Annotated in this window: 14 protein-coding genes; 3 read left to right on the top strand and 11 right to left on the bottom strand. The window is 61.0% G+C overall.

Annotated features, from left to right (window positions below):
* Positions 1-8: 8 nt before the first annotated feature.
* From AC5SEM_RS29375 to cpaB, 6 genes are read right to left on the bottom strand one after another with little or no spacing between them, the layout of a single operon-like run.
* Positions 9-893 (bottom strand): type II secretion system F family protein, encoded by an 885-nt coding sequence (locus AC5SEM_RS29375; protein WP_123596011.1) that lies wholly within the window; start codon positions 891-893, stop codon positions 9-11.
* 1 nt (position 894) lies between these two features.
* Entirely contained in the window at positions 895-1,779 is an 885-nt protein-coding gene (locus AC5SEM_RS29380) for a type II secretion system F family protein (RefSeq protein ID WP_495471862.1), read from the bottom strand.
* An 18-nt stretch (positions 1,780-1,797) separates the two neighbouring features.
* Positions 1,798-3,066 carry a TadA family conjugal transfer-associated ATPase gene (locus AC5SEM_RS29385; protein ID WP_123596017.1) on the bottom strand — a complete coding sequence of 423 codons (1,269 nt, stop codon included), beginning with the start codon at positions 3,064-3,066 and terminating at the stop codon, positions 1,798-1,800.
* Complete coding sequence (locus AC5SEM_RS29390) at positions 3,063-4,253, bottom strand: CpaE/TadZ family protein (RefSeq protein WP_123596019.1); 1,191 nt, start codon at positions 4,251-4,253, stop codon at positions 3,063-3,065. Before AC5SEM_RS29390 ends, AC5SEM_RS29385 begins: the two co-directional genes overlap by 4 nt.
* Entirely contained in the window at positions 4,250-5,467 is a 1,218-nt protein-coding gene (locus AC5SEM_RS29395) for a type II and III secretion system protein family protein (protein WP_495471863.1), read from the bottom strand. Before AC5SEM_RS29395 ends, AC5SEM_RS29390 begins: the two co-directional genes overlap by 4 nt.
* 20 nt (positions 5,468-5,487) lie before the next feature.
* Positions 5,488-6,429, bottom strand: coding sequence for a Flp pilus assembly protein CpaB (gene cpaB, locus AC5SEM_RS29400; RefSeq protein ID WP_495471864.1), 942 nt, complete (start codon positions 6,427-6,429; stop codon positions 5,488-5,490).
* Positions 6,430-6,760: 331 nt separating this feature from the next.
* Between cpaB and AC5SEM_RS29405 the strand changes: the two genes are divergently transcribed.
* The 3 genes from AC5SEM_RS29405 to AC5SEM_RS29415 all read left to right on the top strand — a co-directional run bounded on the left by AC5SEM_RS29405 (position 6,761) and on the right by AC5SEM_RS29415 (position 7,688).
* Positions 6,761-6,970 carry a Flp family type IVb pilin gene (locus AC5SEM_RS29405; RefSeq protein WP_228759302.1) on the top strand — a complete coding sequence of 70 codons (210 nt, stop codon included), beginning with the start codon at positions 6,761-6,763 and terminating at the stop codon, positions 6,968-6,970.
* A gap of 18 nt (positions 6,971-6,988) precedes the next feature.
* Positions 6,989-7,204 carry a Flp family type IVb pilin gene (locus AC5SEM_RS29410; protein ID WP_311998267.1) on the top strand — a complete coding sequence of 72 codons (216 nt, stop codon included), beginning with the start codon at positions 6,989-6,991 and terminating at the stop codon, positions 7,202-7,204.
* Between the two features lie 73 nt (positions 7,205-7,277).
* A complete protein-coding gene (locus tag AC5SEM_RS29415; protein ID WP_495471865.1) occupies positions 7,278-7,688 on the top strand; it encodes a response regulator in 411 nt (136 codons plus the stop codon).
* Positions 7,689-7,751: 63 nt separating this feature from the next.
* Here AC5SEM_RS29415 and AC5SEM_RS29420 read toward each other — a convergent pair whose 3' ends face one another.
* The 5 genes from AC5SEM_RS29420 to AC5SEM_RS29440 all read right to left on the bottom strand — a co-directional run bounded on the left by AC5SEM_RS29420 (position 7,752) and on the right by AC5SEM_RS29440 (position 15,646).
* Entirely contained in the window at positions 7,752-9,053 is a 1,302-nt protein-coding gene (locus tag AC5SEM_RS29420; RefSeq protein WP_495473472.1) for an IS4 family transposase, read from the bottom strand.
* A 702-nt stretch (positions 9,054-9,755) separates the two neighbouring features.
* Positions 9,756-11,426, bottom strand: a complete 1,671-nt coding sequence (locus AC5SEM_RS29425; RefSeq protein WP_137217622.1) for a ShlB/FhaC/HecB family hemolysin secretion/activation protein — start codon at positions 11,424-11,426, stop codon at positions 9,756-9,758.
* A gap of 134 nt (positions 11,427-11,560) precedes the next feature.
* On the bottom strand, positions 11,561-13,138 hold the full coding sequence (locus tag AC5SEM_RS29430) for a collagen-like triple helix repeat-containing protein (RefSeq protein WP_495471866.1): 1,578 nt from the start codon (positions 13,136-13,138) through the stop codon (positions 11,561-11,563).
* Between the two features lie 298 nt (positions 13,139-13,436).
* Positions 13,437-14,291, bottom strand: a complete 855-nt coding sequence (locus AC5SEM_RS29435) for a MaoC family dehydratase (protein ID WP_495471867.1) — start codon at positions 14,289-14,291, stop codon at positions 13,437-13,439.
* 2 nt (positions 14,292-14,293) lie between these two features.
* Positions 14,294-15,646 (bottom strand): 3-oxoacyl-ACP reductase, encoded by a 1,353-nt coding sequence (locus AC5SEM_RS29440; RefSeq protein ID WP_077570838.1) that lies wholly within the window; start codon positions 15,644-15,646, stop codon positions 14,294-14,296.
* Between the last annotated feature and the right edge of the window lie 128 nt (positions 15,647-15,774).

Raw genomic sequence — 15,774 nt, forward strand, 5'->3', positions numbered from 1 at the left:
GAGCAAGGTCAGTTGGCGAACGCCCGGGCAATCGCGGTGAAGCCCGGGCCGGCGAGGACGATCAGCAGTGCCGGAAACAGAAACAGCATCATCACCACCGACATCTTCGCGGACATTTTCGAGATGTATTCCTGCAGGCGCGTCAGGCGCCGGTCATCCAGCAATTGCTTGAGCGCCAGCAGTGATTTCATCGCGCCGCCGCCCTGTTGAATCAGTTGCTGGAGGATCACGCAGGTGTCAGTGAATTCGTCAACGGCGAGCATCACCGCGGCTTTGTTCAATTCCTGGCCGAGCTCCAGACCGGAGTCGACACGAGTCAGAATCAGGCGCAGTTCGCTGGTCAGTTCCGGCAACAATTTTTGCGCTTCGATGCTGAGTACACGCAGGGCTTGTTCAACGGCCATGCCGGATTCGAAGAGGATGCGCAGCAGCGGAATGAACGTCGACACCTCCACGGCGATGGTTTTCTGCCGGCGTGCCGCCGCGTAGGCCAGCAAGCGTTTGGGCAGCAGATAGCCGCCGCCGGTGGCGAGCATCGGCACGATCCAGCGGTTGTCAGCCTGCGGGAAAAACACCTCTTGCAAAAAAATCGCCAAACCCAATGTCAGCAACGGCGTGCCGATCTGGCAGGCGGCGTACAGCGCCCGTTCGCTAGAGCGGCGCCAGCCGATGCGGTTGAGCAGAGTCTGGGTTTCGCTGTCGATGCTCACCGAGCGTTGTCCGAACTTGCTGCCGCCCAGTGCGCGCAGCCAGCTGCCGAAGCGGTTTTCACGCACCAGATGCCCTTGCAAGCGCTGATTGACCTGACGCACCCGACGCCGTTCGGTCAGCAAGTGATTGACCACGAGTAGCAGGGCGCCGAGCAGCAACATGAGGGCGGCGAGGTAGACCATGTCAGACGCTCCGCAACATGCGCCACAGCGCCAGGCTGCCGAACACTTGCAACACGGCGGCGCTGATCAGCATGTGCTGGCCGCTCGCGTCGTTCCACATCCCGAGCATGTAGCCGGGATTGGTCAGCATGAAGTAACTCACCAGTAGCAACGGCAATGAGCCGAGCACCCACGCGGTCATGCGTGTTTCGCCGGTCAGGGCGCGCAGTTGCCGGGCGCCCTGATCGCGTTCGCGGATCAGTTTGATCAGGTTCTCCAGCAGCTCGCTGGCGTTGCCGCCGTAGCGATGATTGACCTTCAGTCCGAGGGCGAACATGCGCAGTTCGTCCTGTTCATAGAGTTCGGCAAAGTCGCTGACCGCGTCGGGCAGGTTCACCCCCAGTTGCACGTTGCGCTGGACCCGGCCCATGGCTTTTTTCAGCGGATCTTCGCTGGCTTCAATGCCGCCCATCACCGCGTCGCTCAGAGTGCGCCCGGACTTCAGGCTGCGTACGGTGTGATCGAGCAACTGCGGCAGTTGCTCGATCATGCGTTTGATCCGGCGCTGGTAAAGAATGGCGATGTACAGCCGCAACAGCAGTGGCGGTATGACGATCATCAGCAGCAGGCCGATCCAGTCGGCAAGAAAATACCCCAGCACTATCGCCAGCGCCCACAGACTCAGCCACAGGCCGAAACGCTCGCTCGGACGGCCCAGTCCAGCACGCAGAAACATCCGCTCCAGGCCGACCCACACAGGTTTTTCAGGCGCCAGTTGCGGCTGTCCGGCGGCCAGTCGGTTGAGGACTTTTTCCGTGGCGGTCTTGCGCAAGCCTTGCAGGAACAGACGGATCGACAGCCCCAGCAGCGTCAGGCAGATAACGATGAGAATGATCGGTCCCAGCATGCTCGGTGCTCCTTGCCGTCAGCTCAGATGCGCTTCGTGGCGCAGCTTGTCGCCGGCCGGATTGACGGCTTCGCGCAGGAAGCCGAAACCGCTGCGACGGTCGAGGCGGAACAGGGTGTTGGTGACGTAGACGTCCTCGCGAATGCCGACCACTTCCACGACTTCACTGACGCAGCGGCGCCCGTCGGGCATGCGCGTCAACTGGATGATCACGTCGAGGGCGGCGCAGATCATCTGGCGCAGGGTGCGTTCGGCGATGGAGCGGCCGGTCAGGCCGACCAGTGTTTCCAGGCGCAGCAGCGCATCCTGGGCATTGTTGGCGTGCACGGTGCTCATCGAGCCGTCGTGACCGGTGTTCATCGCGGTGAGGACGTCGACCACTTCGACGCCACGAATCTCGCCGAGGATGATCCGGTCAGGGCGCATCCGCAGGGCGTTGCGAATCAGGTCGCTGGCCTTCACTTCACCGTGGCCTTCGGCGTTCGGCGGCCGGGTTTCCAGGCGCACCACGTGGGGGTGACCGAGCTGCAATTCGGCGACGTCTTCGATGGTCACCAGACGTTCGTGCGGGTTGATCAACTGGCTGAGAATATTCAGCAGCGTGGTTTTGCCGGTGCCGGTACCGCCGCTGATGAGGATGTTGCAGCGCTTGCCGACGGCATCCTGGAAAAACTCGAAGATCGACAGGTCGATGGTTTGCATGGCCATCAGGTCGCTGCTCTTGAGCATGTCCTTGCGAAATTTACGAATCGACAGGCATGGACCGTCGAGGGCGATCGGCGGAATGATCGCGTTGACCCGGCTGCCATCCGGCAGGCGTGCATCGACCATCGGCGAAGATTCGTCGAGGCGCCGACCGAGTGGCGCGAGGATGCGCTGCATCACGCGTTCGACGTGATGAGCGTCGATAAACCGCAGGTCACTCTGGTGCAGCACACCGTCGCGTTCGATGAACACCCGGTGCGGGCCGTTGACCAGAATCTCGGTTACCGACTGATCGCGCAGCAATACTTCCAGCGGGCCGAAACCGGTGAGCTCGTCGACGATCTCTTCGGCCAGACGCTCCATTTCGTAGCGCGATATCGCCAGGTGCAAACGCGCGATGTACTCGGCGACCTTGTCGGTGACAAATTGCGCGAGTTGCTGGCGTGAACCTTCCAGCAGGTTTTTCCCCGACTCTTCGAGAGCGTCGATGATGTAGCGATGCAGGACCAGTTTCAGGCCTTCGTGATCGCTGTTGCCGACGCCACTGCGGGGTGTCGCGCCGAAGAGTTTTTCTGCGCTCATGAGGTGCCTCGCAAACGGTCGAACCAGGTCACTTTCGGTTTGGCCAGGCCTTCGGAACGTTTGGCCAGACGTTCGCCGAGGGCGCGCAGGCTCTGGGTGAGCTTTTCTCGCGGGGCCAGTTCGAACAGGCTGACACCCTGGTTTTTCGCGTTCAGACGAACTTCTGGAGTGAGGGCCAGCGTGGCAATCACTTCCAGGTTGAAGGTCTTGCCGAGGGTTTCCGAATCGGGCGCGACATTGCTCAAGTAGCGGTCGATCAGCAGGCGTCCGTGGTCGAGCTTCATGCCTTTTTCGCGCCACAGATTGAGCACGGCAAGGTTGCGTCGGCAGTTGAGCACGTTCTGATCGGTGTACCAGAGCAACTTGTCGCAGTGGCTGACAAAGGTGCGCAAGGCTTCGCTGTCGGTCTGCCCGGTGAGGTTCACGACGATGTGCTGGAAGTGCTGGCGCAAGGCGCTGAGCAACATGTACAGCTCGGCGGCGCTGGTGTTTTCCAGCGGCTCGTCGTTGCTGGCGTAGGCGAGAATGCGCAGGCCGGCTTCGGCACTGGTGAAGGCGCTGTCGATCAACGTGGCGTCGAGCCTGCGCAAGTGGCGCAAGGCATCGCCGAAGTGGAACGAACTCTCCAGCCCGAGCAGGGCGAGGCTGTCACCGCGCGGCAAACCGAGATCAAGCAACAAGGTTTGCTGACCGCTTTTTTGCACCACCAAGGCCATGTGATTGGCCAGCAGTGCGCCGTCGGAACTGCTCTGCACGCCATACATCACCGTGAGGCCGCCCAATTGCGTATTCGGTGCCACGGGCGGCAGGCGTTTGCTCAAGCGCCGTACCAGGCCGGCGACTTCACTCGAACGCGAACCGTAGGCGACAAAATCGCGGGCGCCGGCGCGCATCGCGTTGAGCACCAACTGATTGTCCATGCCGTCGCCGAGGGCCACGATCGCCAGCATCGGTTTGGCCTCCAGCGCGCCTTCGATCAACGCGCTCTGGGCGACCACGTGCTCGCGATCAAGACCGACGAACACCAGATTGGCAAAGGTCACGTCCACCAGCGCCAGCAGTTCGTCGAGGCTGCCGCCACCGGCGCTGACCACTTGGCCCAACGGTGCGAGCGCGCCTTGCAGCCACTCCAGATCGGTGCTGTTGCGGGTGATGGCGAGAAAGGTCTGGCTCAGGCTCTGGCTCATTGCGATAACCCGCTGCGCTTGTCGAAGTTGCCGTTTTCAAGGAAGAACATGCGGTAGAAGTTCGGGTCGTAGTTGCGCAGTTTTTCGCCCGGTAACGACGGCAGTTGCGCATCGGCGGCCAGTGGCTGGACCAGATGCGGGGTGACGATCATCAGCAGTTCGCGTTCTTCGCGCTTGATCTGCGAGCCTTTGAAAAAGGCGCCGAGCACCGGGATATCGCCGAGGCCGGGAAACTTGTTCACCTGCGAGCTGTTGGTGGTGCTGATCAAGCCGCTGATGACGAAGCTTTCGCCATCGCCCAGCGACACGCTGGTGTCGGTGCGGCGGATGGTCAGGGCCGGCACAGTGGTGCCGGCAATCTGTACGGCGTTGCTGAAGTCCAGTTCGCTGACTTCCGGGGCGACCTTCAACGCAATGCGATCGCGGCCGATGATGGTTGGCGTCAGGGTCAGGCGGATACCGAATTCCTTGTACTCGATCGACACGCTGTCGCTACCGGAGCTGGGCACCGGAATCGGGATTTCACCGCCGGCCAGAAAGCTTGCGCTCTGGCCGTTCAGTGCCACCAGACTTGGCCGCGCGAGGGTATAGGCGAAGCCGCTGGTTTCCAGGGCGTTGATGATCGCCATGGTCTTGCCGCCGATCCACGAGAAGTTGAACAACGAGTTGTCCACCGGCAGGCGGGGCTGCGGCACACCATCAATCGGTGGCAGGGTGCCGGGCGAACCGAAGAGAAAGTTTCCGCGCGTGCCGATCAGTGAGGCGGTGGCTTCCTTGAGTTTGGTGCGGCTTACTTCGACGAAGCGAATATCGGTCTGCACCTGGGACGGCAGGTTTGGGTCATCCGATGGCAGGGTGCCGGTCATCGCGGCAGTGGCGGCGCCCTGAACAAAGACCATGCTCTGGCGTGGCTCGCTTGAACACGAGGTCCAGACCATCAGGCTGGTGGCGCCGGGCGCAACACCGGTGAGCAGAAAGGACGAGCTGCCGTTGGCGTGCACGTCGGCGATTTTCGGATCGCCAATCGCCAGACGGGTGATCGCTACCGGCGACTGTACGTCCTGTTGAAAGCCTTCGCCGATTTCGATCACCGGCGGCATGCGCCCCAGTGCCGAACAGTTGCCGACCGCCGCCAACGCGGCGTCCATCGACAGGCCCATCAGTAGCAGGGCGCGCAGCATGGATTTGAATGTCGGCGTGAAACGACTCTGCATGCCCTTGGATCCTTGCGCAGTCATGGGTTTTGTTGGGTGATCTGGTTGCCGCGAATGATTTCCACCGCCGGCCGTGGCGTGCTTCCGGAGCCGGCACTGGCAGGCGTTTTTGGGGCGCCGCTCAAGGCCAGTTGGGTGAACTGGACCAGTTGTCGGTTGGCGGTGTCGAGGTGGGCCGTGGACTGATCTTCACCGGCCCAGTATTTGGCCAGGCGTTGTTCTTCGCTGCTGCGCACGGCCAGGCGCAAGGTCCCGGCCTGCGTGGCGAGCATCAGGCGACTGAGCAGTTGCTCTGGCACTGCCAGCACCACGGTGCGCGCGGCGATGCGGCGTTGATCCTGTTTGAGTTTTTCGTCTGCACTGAGGGCCGGCGAGGCCGGTTGGCCATCGTTGGTCAGGCCGTACTGGTCACCGACCCCGAGTACGCGCATGGCCGGTAAAACGATCTGCGCAGATTGTTCGAGGTTGCTGGAATCCTGGCGCAGGTAGAGCAAGACATCGACGTAATCCCCGGGGATCAGTTGCCCGGCCGCGCCGATCACTTCGTCGACGGCCACGGTGAGGGCGCGTTCATCGCTGTGAATCATGCGTGCCAGTGAGCCGCCGGCGCTGAAGCTTTCATCGTTCAGCCAAGTGCCGGCGCTGAGGTGCCGCCACGGCGTACGGCCGACGGCCTGGTCGACGTTGCTCAAACTGCCCGCCGGTGCACTGCGCAGTTTTTCCACCGCTACATCGGCGGCGGTCAGCGCAGTGAAGGGTGGCACGTCGTGCAGCAGCACCACCACGGGTTGGCGGGTCTGGTCTTCGGCGATCGCGACAGTTTTTTCAACGCTGACGGCTGGGGCAATGGGGGCTTCGGCGACAGGCGCCGGTTGACGACTGAGCACCAGTCCCCAGTAACCGACAAAGATCGCTCCAAGCATAAGAATGGCTGCAAGGCCCATGGTGACGCGACTGTTCATGACGGTTCTCCCTTTCCTGCTGCACTACCCACCGCACTTGCTTACGAGAGAAGTTCCCAATCCGGCAGCTATGAACATGCAACTATTTCGCTATTTCCACGCTAGCTGATCCAAGCCAAAACGCCATTACTGACAGGAAAATAACCCACTAAAGTATGAGTCTTGGCCAATTAACAGCAGCAACCGGCAACTTCGCGATGTGATTAATCCTTTGTGATTAATCCGTTCTTACAGTTGTTGGGTGGGGGTTTGTTGACAATGCTCAAATGGCACGGTGGAACCTTGCCGCTGTAGTGCGACATCGGCGCCAGAGGCGCGAAGGAGTGGATGTATGTTCCAGATGATTGTTGATTACTTGATGGCCAGAGTGCGTCTGTTGTTCAGAAACGAGGAGGCGGCATCGGCTATCGAGTACGCGATCGTGGTGGCGATGGTGGCCGTTGTGGTTGTGGCATTTGTGACCCCCCTCGGTAATCGGGTGTTGTTCTACTTCAACAACATTTTGACCGGACTGGGCGGCACTGCCGTGACCAGACCCTGACGATCAAGGAGAACGGCGATGCTCTTTGAATACCTGATGATTCGTGCTCGCAGTTTCTTGGCCGATGATGACGCTGCATCGGCCATCGAGTATGCGATTGTGGTGGCGATGGTCGCGGTGGTGGTCATCGTGTTCGTCACGCCAGTGGGTGGCCGTGTGGTGGTCATGTTCAACAACTTGCTGGTGGCGCTGGGTGGAACGGCCGTGTCGACCACGCCTGCACCGTCCTCCTGAGTTGAAACGAAGCTCAATACCCGGCTGATGTCGGGCTACACTCGGGTTCACTTTCAGTTTTCAGGGATTGCCCATGACTGCTCCCCAGCCGCCCCGGCAACAATTGCTTCTGGTTGACGATGAAGAGGACGCGTTGCTGGAGCTGGCGGAGTTGTTGGAGGGGGAGGGGTTTGTCTGTCATACCGCAACGTCGGTGAAGCTGGCGTTGCATCACCTGACTCGCCATCCCGACATCGCGTTGGTGATTACTGATTTGCGTATGCCTGAAGAGTCCGGGATGTCGTTGATCAAGCGGTTGCGTGAGCATACGTCGCGCCAGCATTTGCCGGTGATTGTGATGTCGGGGCATGCTGATATGGAAGACGTCAGTGATCTGTTGCGGTTGCAGGTGGTGGATCTGTTTCGCAAGCCGATTTATTACCTGAGGTTGTTGGAGACTTTGGATAATCTGTTTCCCAAGCCTCGGAGTAATGTGGCTGGGTGATTGGGGAGATATCCGTTGCTGCGGTAACGGCGGCTTAGGGTTCCGCCCTTACGGCCATCCCTTTCAAGGTCTTTTCGTTTTGGCAGCCTTGATAACTCTGTCCGTTGAGACATGAGCATGGACCGCTGTACCTTGAACCCATGTCTTGGGTTTAGGCACCTTGGGACCGCGGGGGCTTTTCGCAACTTGTTTGGGCTGGATGTTTCTGGCCAGCTCCAACAAGCGTTGGGCCAGTTGCTCCAGAGGGACAACGGGAAGATATTCCGAGGGCAGCGCAATCTGCATTCCCTCATAACCACTCCTGACCTGAACCGCCAAGTGATAGATGGAGGCTTCCCATCCTTCAGGCTGAGTCTCCCGGTGAGCTTGCTCGACACTTCGTTTGAGGACGGCCAGGACGTTGTAGGCCAATACCGCAGTGGCGAACCCGAGCAAGGCAGCCTTTGGGCTGCCAAGGGTTTCGATTTCACTTTCCAGAATCGCTTCCAGTCGCTGGAACATACCTTCAATGCTCCAGCGGCGGCGATAGAGCTCTGCGATCTGCTGTGCACTGACGCTTTGGGGTAGGTTGCTCCAGAACATCAAGCTGCTGTCTCCCGAGTCCGTTGGCGAATGAAGCGTCAGTTCGACACGCCGACATTGGTAACCGCCTCTGACCTGGATGATCTGCTCACGCACAGTGCCTGTTTCCACAGGCACCGGCTCTTGCCACTCACCTTCTTGAATCAAGCGTGGATGCTTGGCTTGCTGGCGAATGACAAAGGAGGTCTGGGCCTGCTCACAAGCTTCCATGACCGGGAGCGTGCAATAGAGTCGATCAGCCAACCACACTTGGCCCGGCTCGGCATCAGCCAACAGCGGCAGCACGCAAACACGCTCGCTTGCGTAGGCATCCTCACACGCCTGAAGGTCGATGACCTGATCGAGGTCGGGGTCGTAGGCCACCACCGAAAAACCGGGACGAGCGGCGCCGCGCTCGTGACGTAAAGCTCCCAGACGTTTCTCAGTGGATGCCAAGTGATTACCGTCCACTACCCGAACCTGCCAACCCGGCAGCATCGTCGTGCAACCCAGCTCTTTTATGGTTGGAGTCAGGCGTTGAGCGCAGCCCGTAACCAGGGCGCGCAACAGCGCCGGCTCGGTACGACTGATCTTGTCGTAGAGAGCCGCCAAACTGACAGGAAGATCTTCCAGTTGCCGCGCGGCGGCGTGCAGGGATGGCTTCAGGCCCAATGAAACAAGGGACATCAGCTTGACGATGGTCGAGAACAGTAGCTCACGAGAATACTGCCGTTGCCGATGCTCTTCGAAAACCTGATCGACCCACTCAGGGGCAATAGCCTGCTCCAGCGCCAATTTAGCCATGACACTGGCGGGTGCTTTTTTCTCGAAACGCGCTAGAACATCGGCCCACATCGTTTGGGGATCCCTGAATGAAATTTCAGGGGATTTTACCGAAGACCTTGAAAGGGATGGCCCTTACGGCGGGTCACTTTTTCCAGACGCCGAAAAAGTAACCAAAAAGGCTTGCTCCTGCGTGCGGCCCGCTCGCTGAGGCTCGGGGTTCCTTCGCTGCGGGATCGATCCGGGCGCAGCGCCTACGGTTTGCTTCGCTGCACCTCCTCTCGCTGTGTTTGGCTGCGCCAAACGGTCGCTGCGCTCCCACCCCCGGATCAATCCCTCCACTCAGCCTTCCGACGTCGCCCGTGGATCAAGATCAAGAGCTGCAGCCGAGCTAACGCTCATCCTGTTGAGTGGTGAGGAGCGACGCGGTGCGAGGTGGGCTCACCGACCAATTTCTCTCTGTATGCACCCAGTTCAACTGTGGGAGCGAGCTTGCTCGCGAAGGCGCCCCGACAGCTGATCAATCTCACTCTGGATGCACCCCATTTGACTGTGGGAGCCAGCCTGCTGGCGATGGCGCCCCGACAGCCGATCAATCTCTCTCTGGATGCACCTGATTCAACTGTGGGAGCGAGCCTGCTCGCGAAGGCGCCCTGCAATCCGACCCATTTCTGCCGGTTGTACATTCCACCCGCCACTGCCGAAGCCTCTTGGTGTTTCAGCTTACAACTGATAACTGAAACTGATGCTGTACCGCGGCCTGCGATTGAACGTGTCCAAGGCTTCATCCGACATCGCCTTCGCCGCTTCCAGTGCAATGTTGTAGTACTTGGCGTCGCCAAACCGTAACCCGATCGCCGCGGATGACAGGTTGTTGGCCTTTACCGGCAGTTCATTGAACCAGCTGCGCGAGCGATCGAGCACGACATACGGTTGCAGGATGCGCACCCAGTTGCCGTCGCGGTTGAAGCTGTAGTTGACCTCGTACGCCACGCCCCAGCCCTTGTCGCCGGACGCTTGATCGTCGGGATAACCGCGACCGAAATTCTGCCCGCCGAACACCGCGCGCTCGCTGTCGGGCAGGCTGTCGTCGCTCCAGTACAGCGCGGCGGACAGCACGCCTTGCCAGTTGTCGAGGAACTTGTTGCTCTGCACGCCGGACAGGCGTACGCGGAAGAAATCGAGATCGATGCCGTCGTAGTTGGTATGCGCGCCCAGGCTGTCGAAACCCTGATACACGCCGCCACTGAGAATCCGCAGTTGCCGGGCATCGGCCTTGCGCCAGTCGCCTTCGAAAGCCAGAGCGCGTATGTCGGTGCGGAACTCGGTGCTGAACGGGAAGTTGATGCCGTTGTAGCGGGTCTTGTCATCGACGGCGTACAGGCGCGAGCCGGCGGTCAGCAATTCGTTGGAGGCGGCAATCAACGGCAGGGTGAAACCGATGGAGTAGCGGTCGTTTTCACGATGGGTGCTGAGTCGACCACCGCCGTCGATGAGCACTTCGGTACTGGGATCGGCGCGGTAGCGTGAAGCGGACAAGGCAAGTTGCGCGCCCTCGTCATTGAGGAACTGGTTGTAGTCGAGGCGGTAGTAATGTTCGTGATCATCACCCGGTGGAAACAGACCGCTGAGGGTCAGTTGTTCGCCCATCGAGGTTTGCGAATTGCTACTGACGCCGAGCAAAGCCTGGGTGCCGTTGCGGTTGTCTTCGGTGGTGCTCAGCGTGCTGGTGAAGGGTTTGCGACTGGCCTGGGCGACCAGCGTTGTCGCACCGTCGGTAGTGCCGGGCGGTGGCACCTGGGCCTGGATCGTGACGCCGGGGATGCGCGTCATCAGCGTGGTGTAGCGCTCGAACGTCTTGCGGGTCAGTGGTCGTTCGGCCTGGATCTTCGCTGCCAGTTTGTCGAGCAGCGCTCTGACCCGGCCGACATCGCCCTCGATCTGGATATCGCGAACGTAGCCTTCCACCAGCACCACGCGCGCTACGCCGTCATTGAAATTTTGCTGCGGCAAGAACGCGTAGGACAGCAGGTAACCGTCCTGCTGATAGCGTCGAGTGATGTTGCGCGTGGCTTCGATCAGGTCGGCGAGCGTGGCTTGGCGGCCGATCAGGGGTTTGTAGATTTCGGCGAGCTCGTTGAGCGGATAGAGGGTGCCGCCTTCGATCTGCACGGTTTGCAAATTGATCTTGGTCTCCATCAACAGCGGTTGCGCAGCAGCGGCACCGGCGTCCGGCACTTGCACGGGCGTGGCGCTCGGGCGATAGGCGTCGGCCGGCAGGTTGGGCACGGGCAGGTTGCGGATGGTTTCGTTGCTGTTGAGAAAACTGGGCAGGGTGTCGGCGAGGGCGGCGGAACTGAGACTCAGGAACAGCAGGGATGCCATTACGCGCATAGGACACTCCATGGTCAGATCACAGCACTGGGCTGAATTCTCCTAAGAAAAAAGGCGGAAGACTCGTGGGAATCTTCCGCCCTCAACCAAGCGTAGGCGCTGTAGGTGAGGCCGTCGAATCGGCCAGGTGCAATTTAGCGTTGGTTACCTCCCAAGGCGCCGGTCAGACCGCCGAGTACACCGCCCAGACCGCCACCGGTGGTACCTCCGCTGGTACCCCCGCTGGTACCGCCGTTGACCAGACCACCGACGGCGGCGACGGTACCGCCGACGTTGTTGACCAGTCCACCGACCGCCGTGGTGACCGGGTTGTTGGTCGCGGCAATGGTGGTGCCGATACTGCTGACCGCACCGCCAACCTGGCCGGTGAGGCTTGCGACGGGTGATCCGATACCGGTCGCTGCGCCGACTTGTTGAGTCACGTTGGTCACAGCGCTGGTGACCGGATTCACACTCGTGCCCAAGGTGGCGCCAACCGTGGCCAGAGGTGAGGTTGTCGCGGTGATCGGGGTGCCCGATCCGCCGAGTACGGTGTTGAGCGAAGCGACGGTATTGCCGAGGCCGGTAGCGGTAACGCCGCCGGCGCTGACGACGCCATTGGTATTGCCGGCATTCAGCCCTGCGCCGACGTTGACCACGGCACCGCCGACGGTTTGCAGCAGGCCAGTACCATCGAGGCCGCCACCCAGACCACCACCCACGCCACCAGTACCCGAGCCGGTGCCGTTGGACACCAGACCGCCAGCCTTGCCGACCGCGGTGCCGGTATCGCTCAACGCGCCGCCAAGCGTATTGGTCAATGCGTTGCCGTTACCCGCATCGGTAACATTGCTGCCCAATGTGTTCACCGCGCCACCGACTTGCGCCACCACGCCTTTGAGCGGGTCACCCAGACCGGTCGCATCGCCGACTTTGTCAGTGGTGCTTTCAACCATCGCAATCACTGGCACCAGGCTACTGCCGAGTTTGTTCGTCAGTTGACTGGTCGGGCCGCTGGTCAGCGTGGTGTCGAGAGTATTGCCGAGCATGGTGACTTTCTCACCGACCCCATCAACCAACGGCGCGACTTTGGTGACGACTCCGCCCACCACCGGAACGCTGCCAGTCGCAGTGGACAGCTTGGCGCTGAGGTCGGAGACGCCGTTGCCGACATCCGTCACTACACCGCCAACCGAAGCAACGGTGGTGGTCAGGCCGTTAGGGTCGGTGGCCAGTTTGCCAACGCCATTGGCCACGCCATCTCCCAAGGTGCTGACGACGTTGCCGGCGGTGTTGGCCGCACTCTGTACAACGCCACCGACAACAGGGACGGTGCTCAGGGAGTCGCCGATCTGGCCAACGCCATCGCCGACACCCGCGACGGTATTACCGACATCCTGCACCAAGGTGGTTGTCACTAACGGTGTGGTGGTTGGATTGGTCGGGTTGGTCGGGTCCGTTGGATCGGTCGGGTTGGTTGGGTTGCTCGGATCGGTGCCACCGGTTCCGCCATTACCGCCCGTGCCACCGGTCCCGCCAGTGCCTGCGGTATCACCGCTGCCACCCGTGCCGCCAGTACCCGAAGTGCCGCCAGCCCCCGCGGTACCATCCGCCGAAGAACTGCCGGAACTGCTTTTATGACCGCCACCACCGCTGCTGCACCCGGTGAGGCCAAGGGAGAGAATCAATGCCAGAGCGATTGCCGATTTGCACCACACGTTTTGAGTTTTCATGATTGAGATTCCTTGCACCTGTCACAACGTTCGTTGACTTCGATGGCTCGCCGATCTGTCGTCGGTGATGCCTTCGACCGTTGTGCTCAATCTCAGTCCAGGGGCAGGTTTCAGCCATTCTCAAGTTGGTATTAACGCCTTTATATACAAGGCGAAATTCAGTGCCTAAGGACTAATACCCAGGTGATAGCCGGGCAAAAAAAGGCCTTGATAATCAAGGCCCTGGGTTTTTCGGCGGAAGGGGATAGGCTGAGGAAAACTTAAGTTATATACACACAATTAACGGTGTCCCGAGTGCTTAGGCAATCGGTTGCCAGTGCCCGACCATGTGCTCCAGGTCTTGCGCACCGTCAAGGCGCAACTCACCACTGGACCCCGCCGCACTCGCCAGCAGCGTCACTTCACTGGGCAGGCGCACCGGTTTGCGAAAGTGCACGGCAATTTCGAGATTGGCCTTGGGCAAGTGATCGCCCAGGGCTGCGAGCGTTCGCGCCTTGTTCCACAAACCATGGGCAATGGCCGTTGGAAAACCAAACAGCTTGGCGCTGGCCGCACTCAGGTGAATCGGGTTGTAGTCTCCGGACACTTTGGCGTACTGCCGACCGATATCCGCAGGGGCTTTCCAGCGGGTCACTTCCACCAGCGCTTGCGACGGCTCCCAAGACTGCTCGACAGGCTCGCCCTCAAGTTTCACGCCGCGACAAAGCATCTGGCTTTCGGCTTCCCACAATGGCCCGAGTTGATCATCCAGACTGGTCAGCAAATCGAACGTCGCGCCTTTTGGATGCGGCTGCAGGTTATGCACGCGCACACTCACTTGCGCCCGACTGATCCCGCCCATCGGGCGCAACACGCGAATGCGGTTGCTCAGATGAATCAACCCCAGCAGCGGAAACGGAAAGTCCTTGGCGGTGAGCAATTGCATCTGCAAGGCAAAGGCGAGGATATGCGGATACGTCGGTGGCAGCAGACCGTCATCGACGAATCCGCAGACCTTGCGATAGGCCGCCAAGCGTTTGCCATCGACATCGACCCAACAGCGCAAACCGCTGTCGGGCAATTGCGTGCCGGTGATTTTCCGTCGCGTCGCCGCCCGTGCGTACAGCCCGGGCAGACTCGGTTCGCGATCCAGCGTGTGCCATTCGATGCTCATGCCTAAGCCCCCAGAACACTTTGTCCACAGACCCGCAGCGCTTGCCCGGTAAACGCGCCGCTGCCCGGTTGCGCCAGCCACGCGACCGCTTCGGCGACGTCTTGCGGCAAGCCGCCCTGACCCAGCGAACTCATGCGTCGCCCGGCCTCACGCAGGCCGAACGGGATGTGCGCGGTCATCTGCGTTTCGATGAAACCGGGGGCAACGGCGTTGATGCTGATACCGCGTGCCAGCAGCGTGGGTGCCCAAGCCTGCGCCAGACCGATCAGCCCGGCCTTGCTCGCGGCGTAGTTGGTCTGCCCACGGTTGCCGGCGATGCCACTGATCGAGGCCAAAAGAATCACCCGCGCGTTGTCGTGCAGCGTGCCGCTGTCGAGCAGCGCTTGGGTCAGCACTTGCGGCGCGTTGAGGTTGACCGCCAGCACCGCGTCCCAGAACTCCGGAGTCATGTTGGCCAGGGTTTTGTCGCGAGTGATGCCGGCGTTGTGCACCAGAATGTCGAGGCCGTCAGGCAGGTGTTCGACCAGCTGCGCGGCGGCGTCGGCGGCGCAGATATCCAGTGTGATCGCGCGGCCACCGAGACGGGCGGCGAGGGCTTCCAGATCGGTCTTCGCCGGTGGGACGTCGAGCAAAATGACCTCGGCGCCATCGCGAGCCAGGGTTTCCGCAATCGACGCACCGATGCCGCGTGCAGCGCCGGTGACCAGCGCCTTGCGCCCGGCCAGCGGCCGTGTCCAGTCATTCACTGGCGTAGCACAAGCGGTCAGGCGAATCACTTGTCCGGACACGAACGCGCTTTTTGGCGAGAGGAAAAACCGCAGCGGACCTTCCAGTTGATCTTCAGCGCCTTCGCCAACGTAGATCAGTTGCAGCGTGCCGCCGCTGCGCAGCTCCTTGGCCAGCGAACGGGAAAACCCTTCCAGCGCTCGTTGCGCACTGGCGGCAAACGGATCGCTGAGGGTTTCCGGGGCACGACCAAGAATCACCAGATGCGCGCTGTGGTCGAGGTTTTTCATCAGCGGCTGGAAGAATTCGCGCAGTTGCTTGAGCTGGTCGGTGTGCAGCAGTTCGCTGGCGTCGAACACCACGGCTTTGAGTTTCGGGCCGTGGCCGGGAATCCATTCAGTCGCAGTCGTCGGCTGCTCGCCGTAGCGGTAGATACTCTCGGTCAAACGGTTGGCGAAAGCGCTGACGCGTTCGGCCAGCGGCCCGCCGCCGATCAGCAGCGCACCTTCCACCGGCCGCAGGCGCCCGGCCTGCCAGCGTTCCAGTCGCACCGGCGACGGCAGGCCCAGCGCCCCGACCAGACGATGGCCGATGGACGAGTTGGCGAAGTCGATATAGCGGTCAGACATGGAACGCTCTCCAGAAGTTGGGGTTCAAAGTGTGGACTGTCGATGGCAAACAATCGTTCGATCCACGCAATAAGGCCTACGCTTGAACAGCAGAGTAGTTTGCCCCCGGCGTTTGTGTTGCCGAACGC

It is taken from the genome of Pseudomonas sp. CH61 (assembly GCF_059429415.1).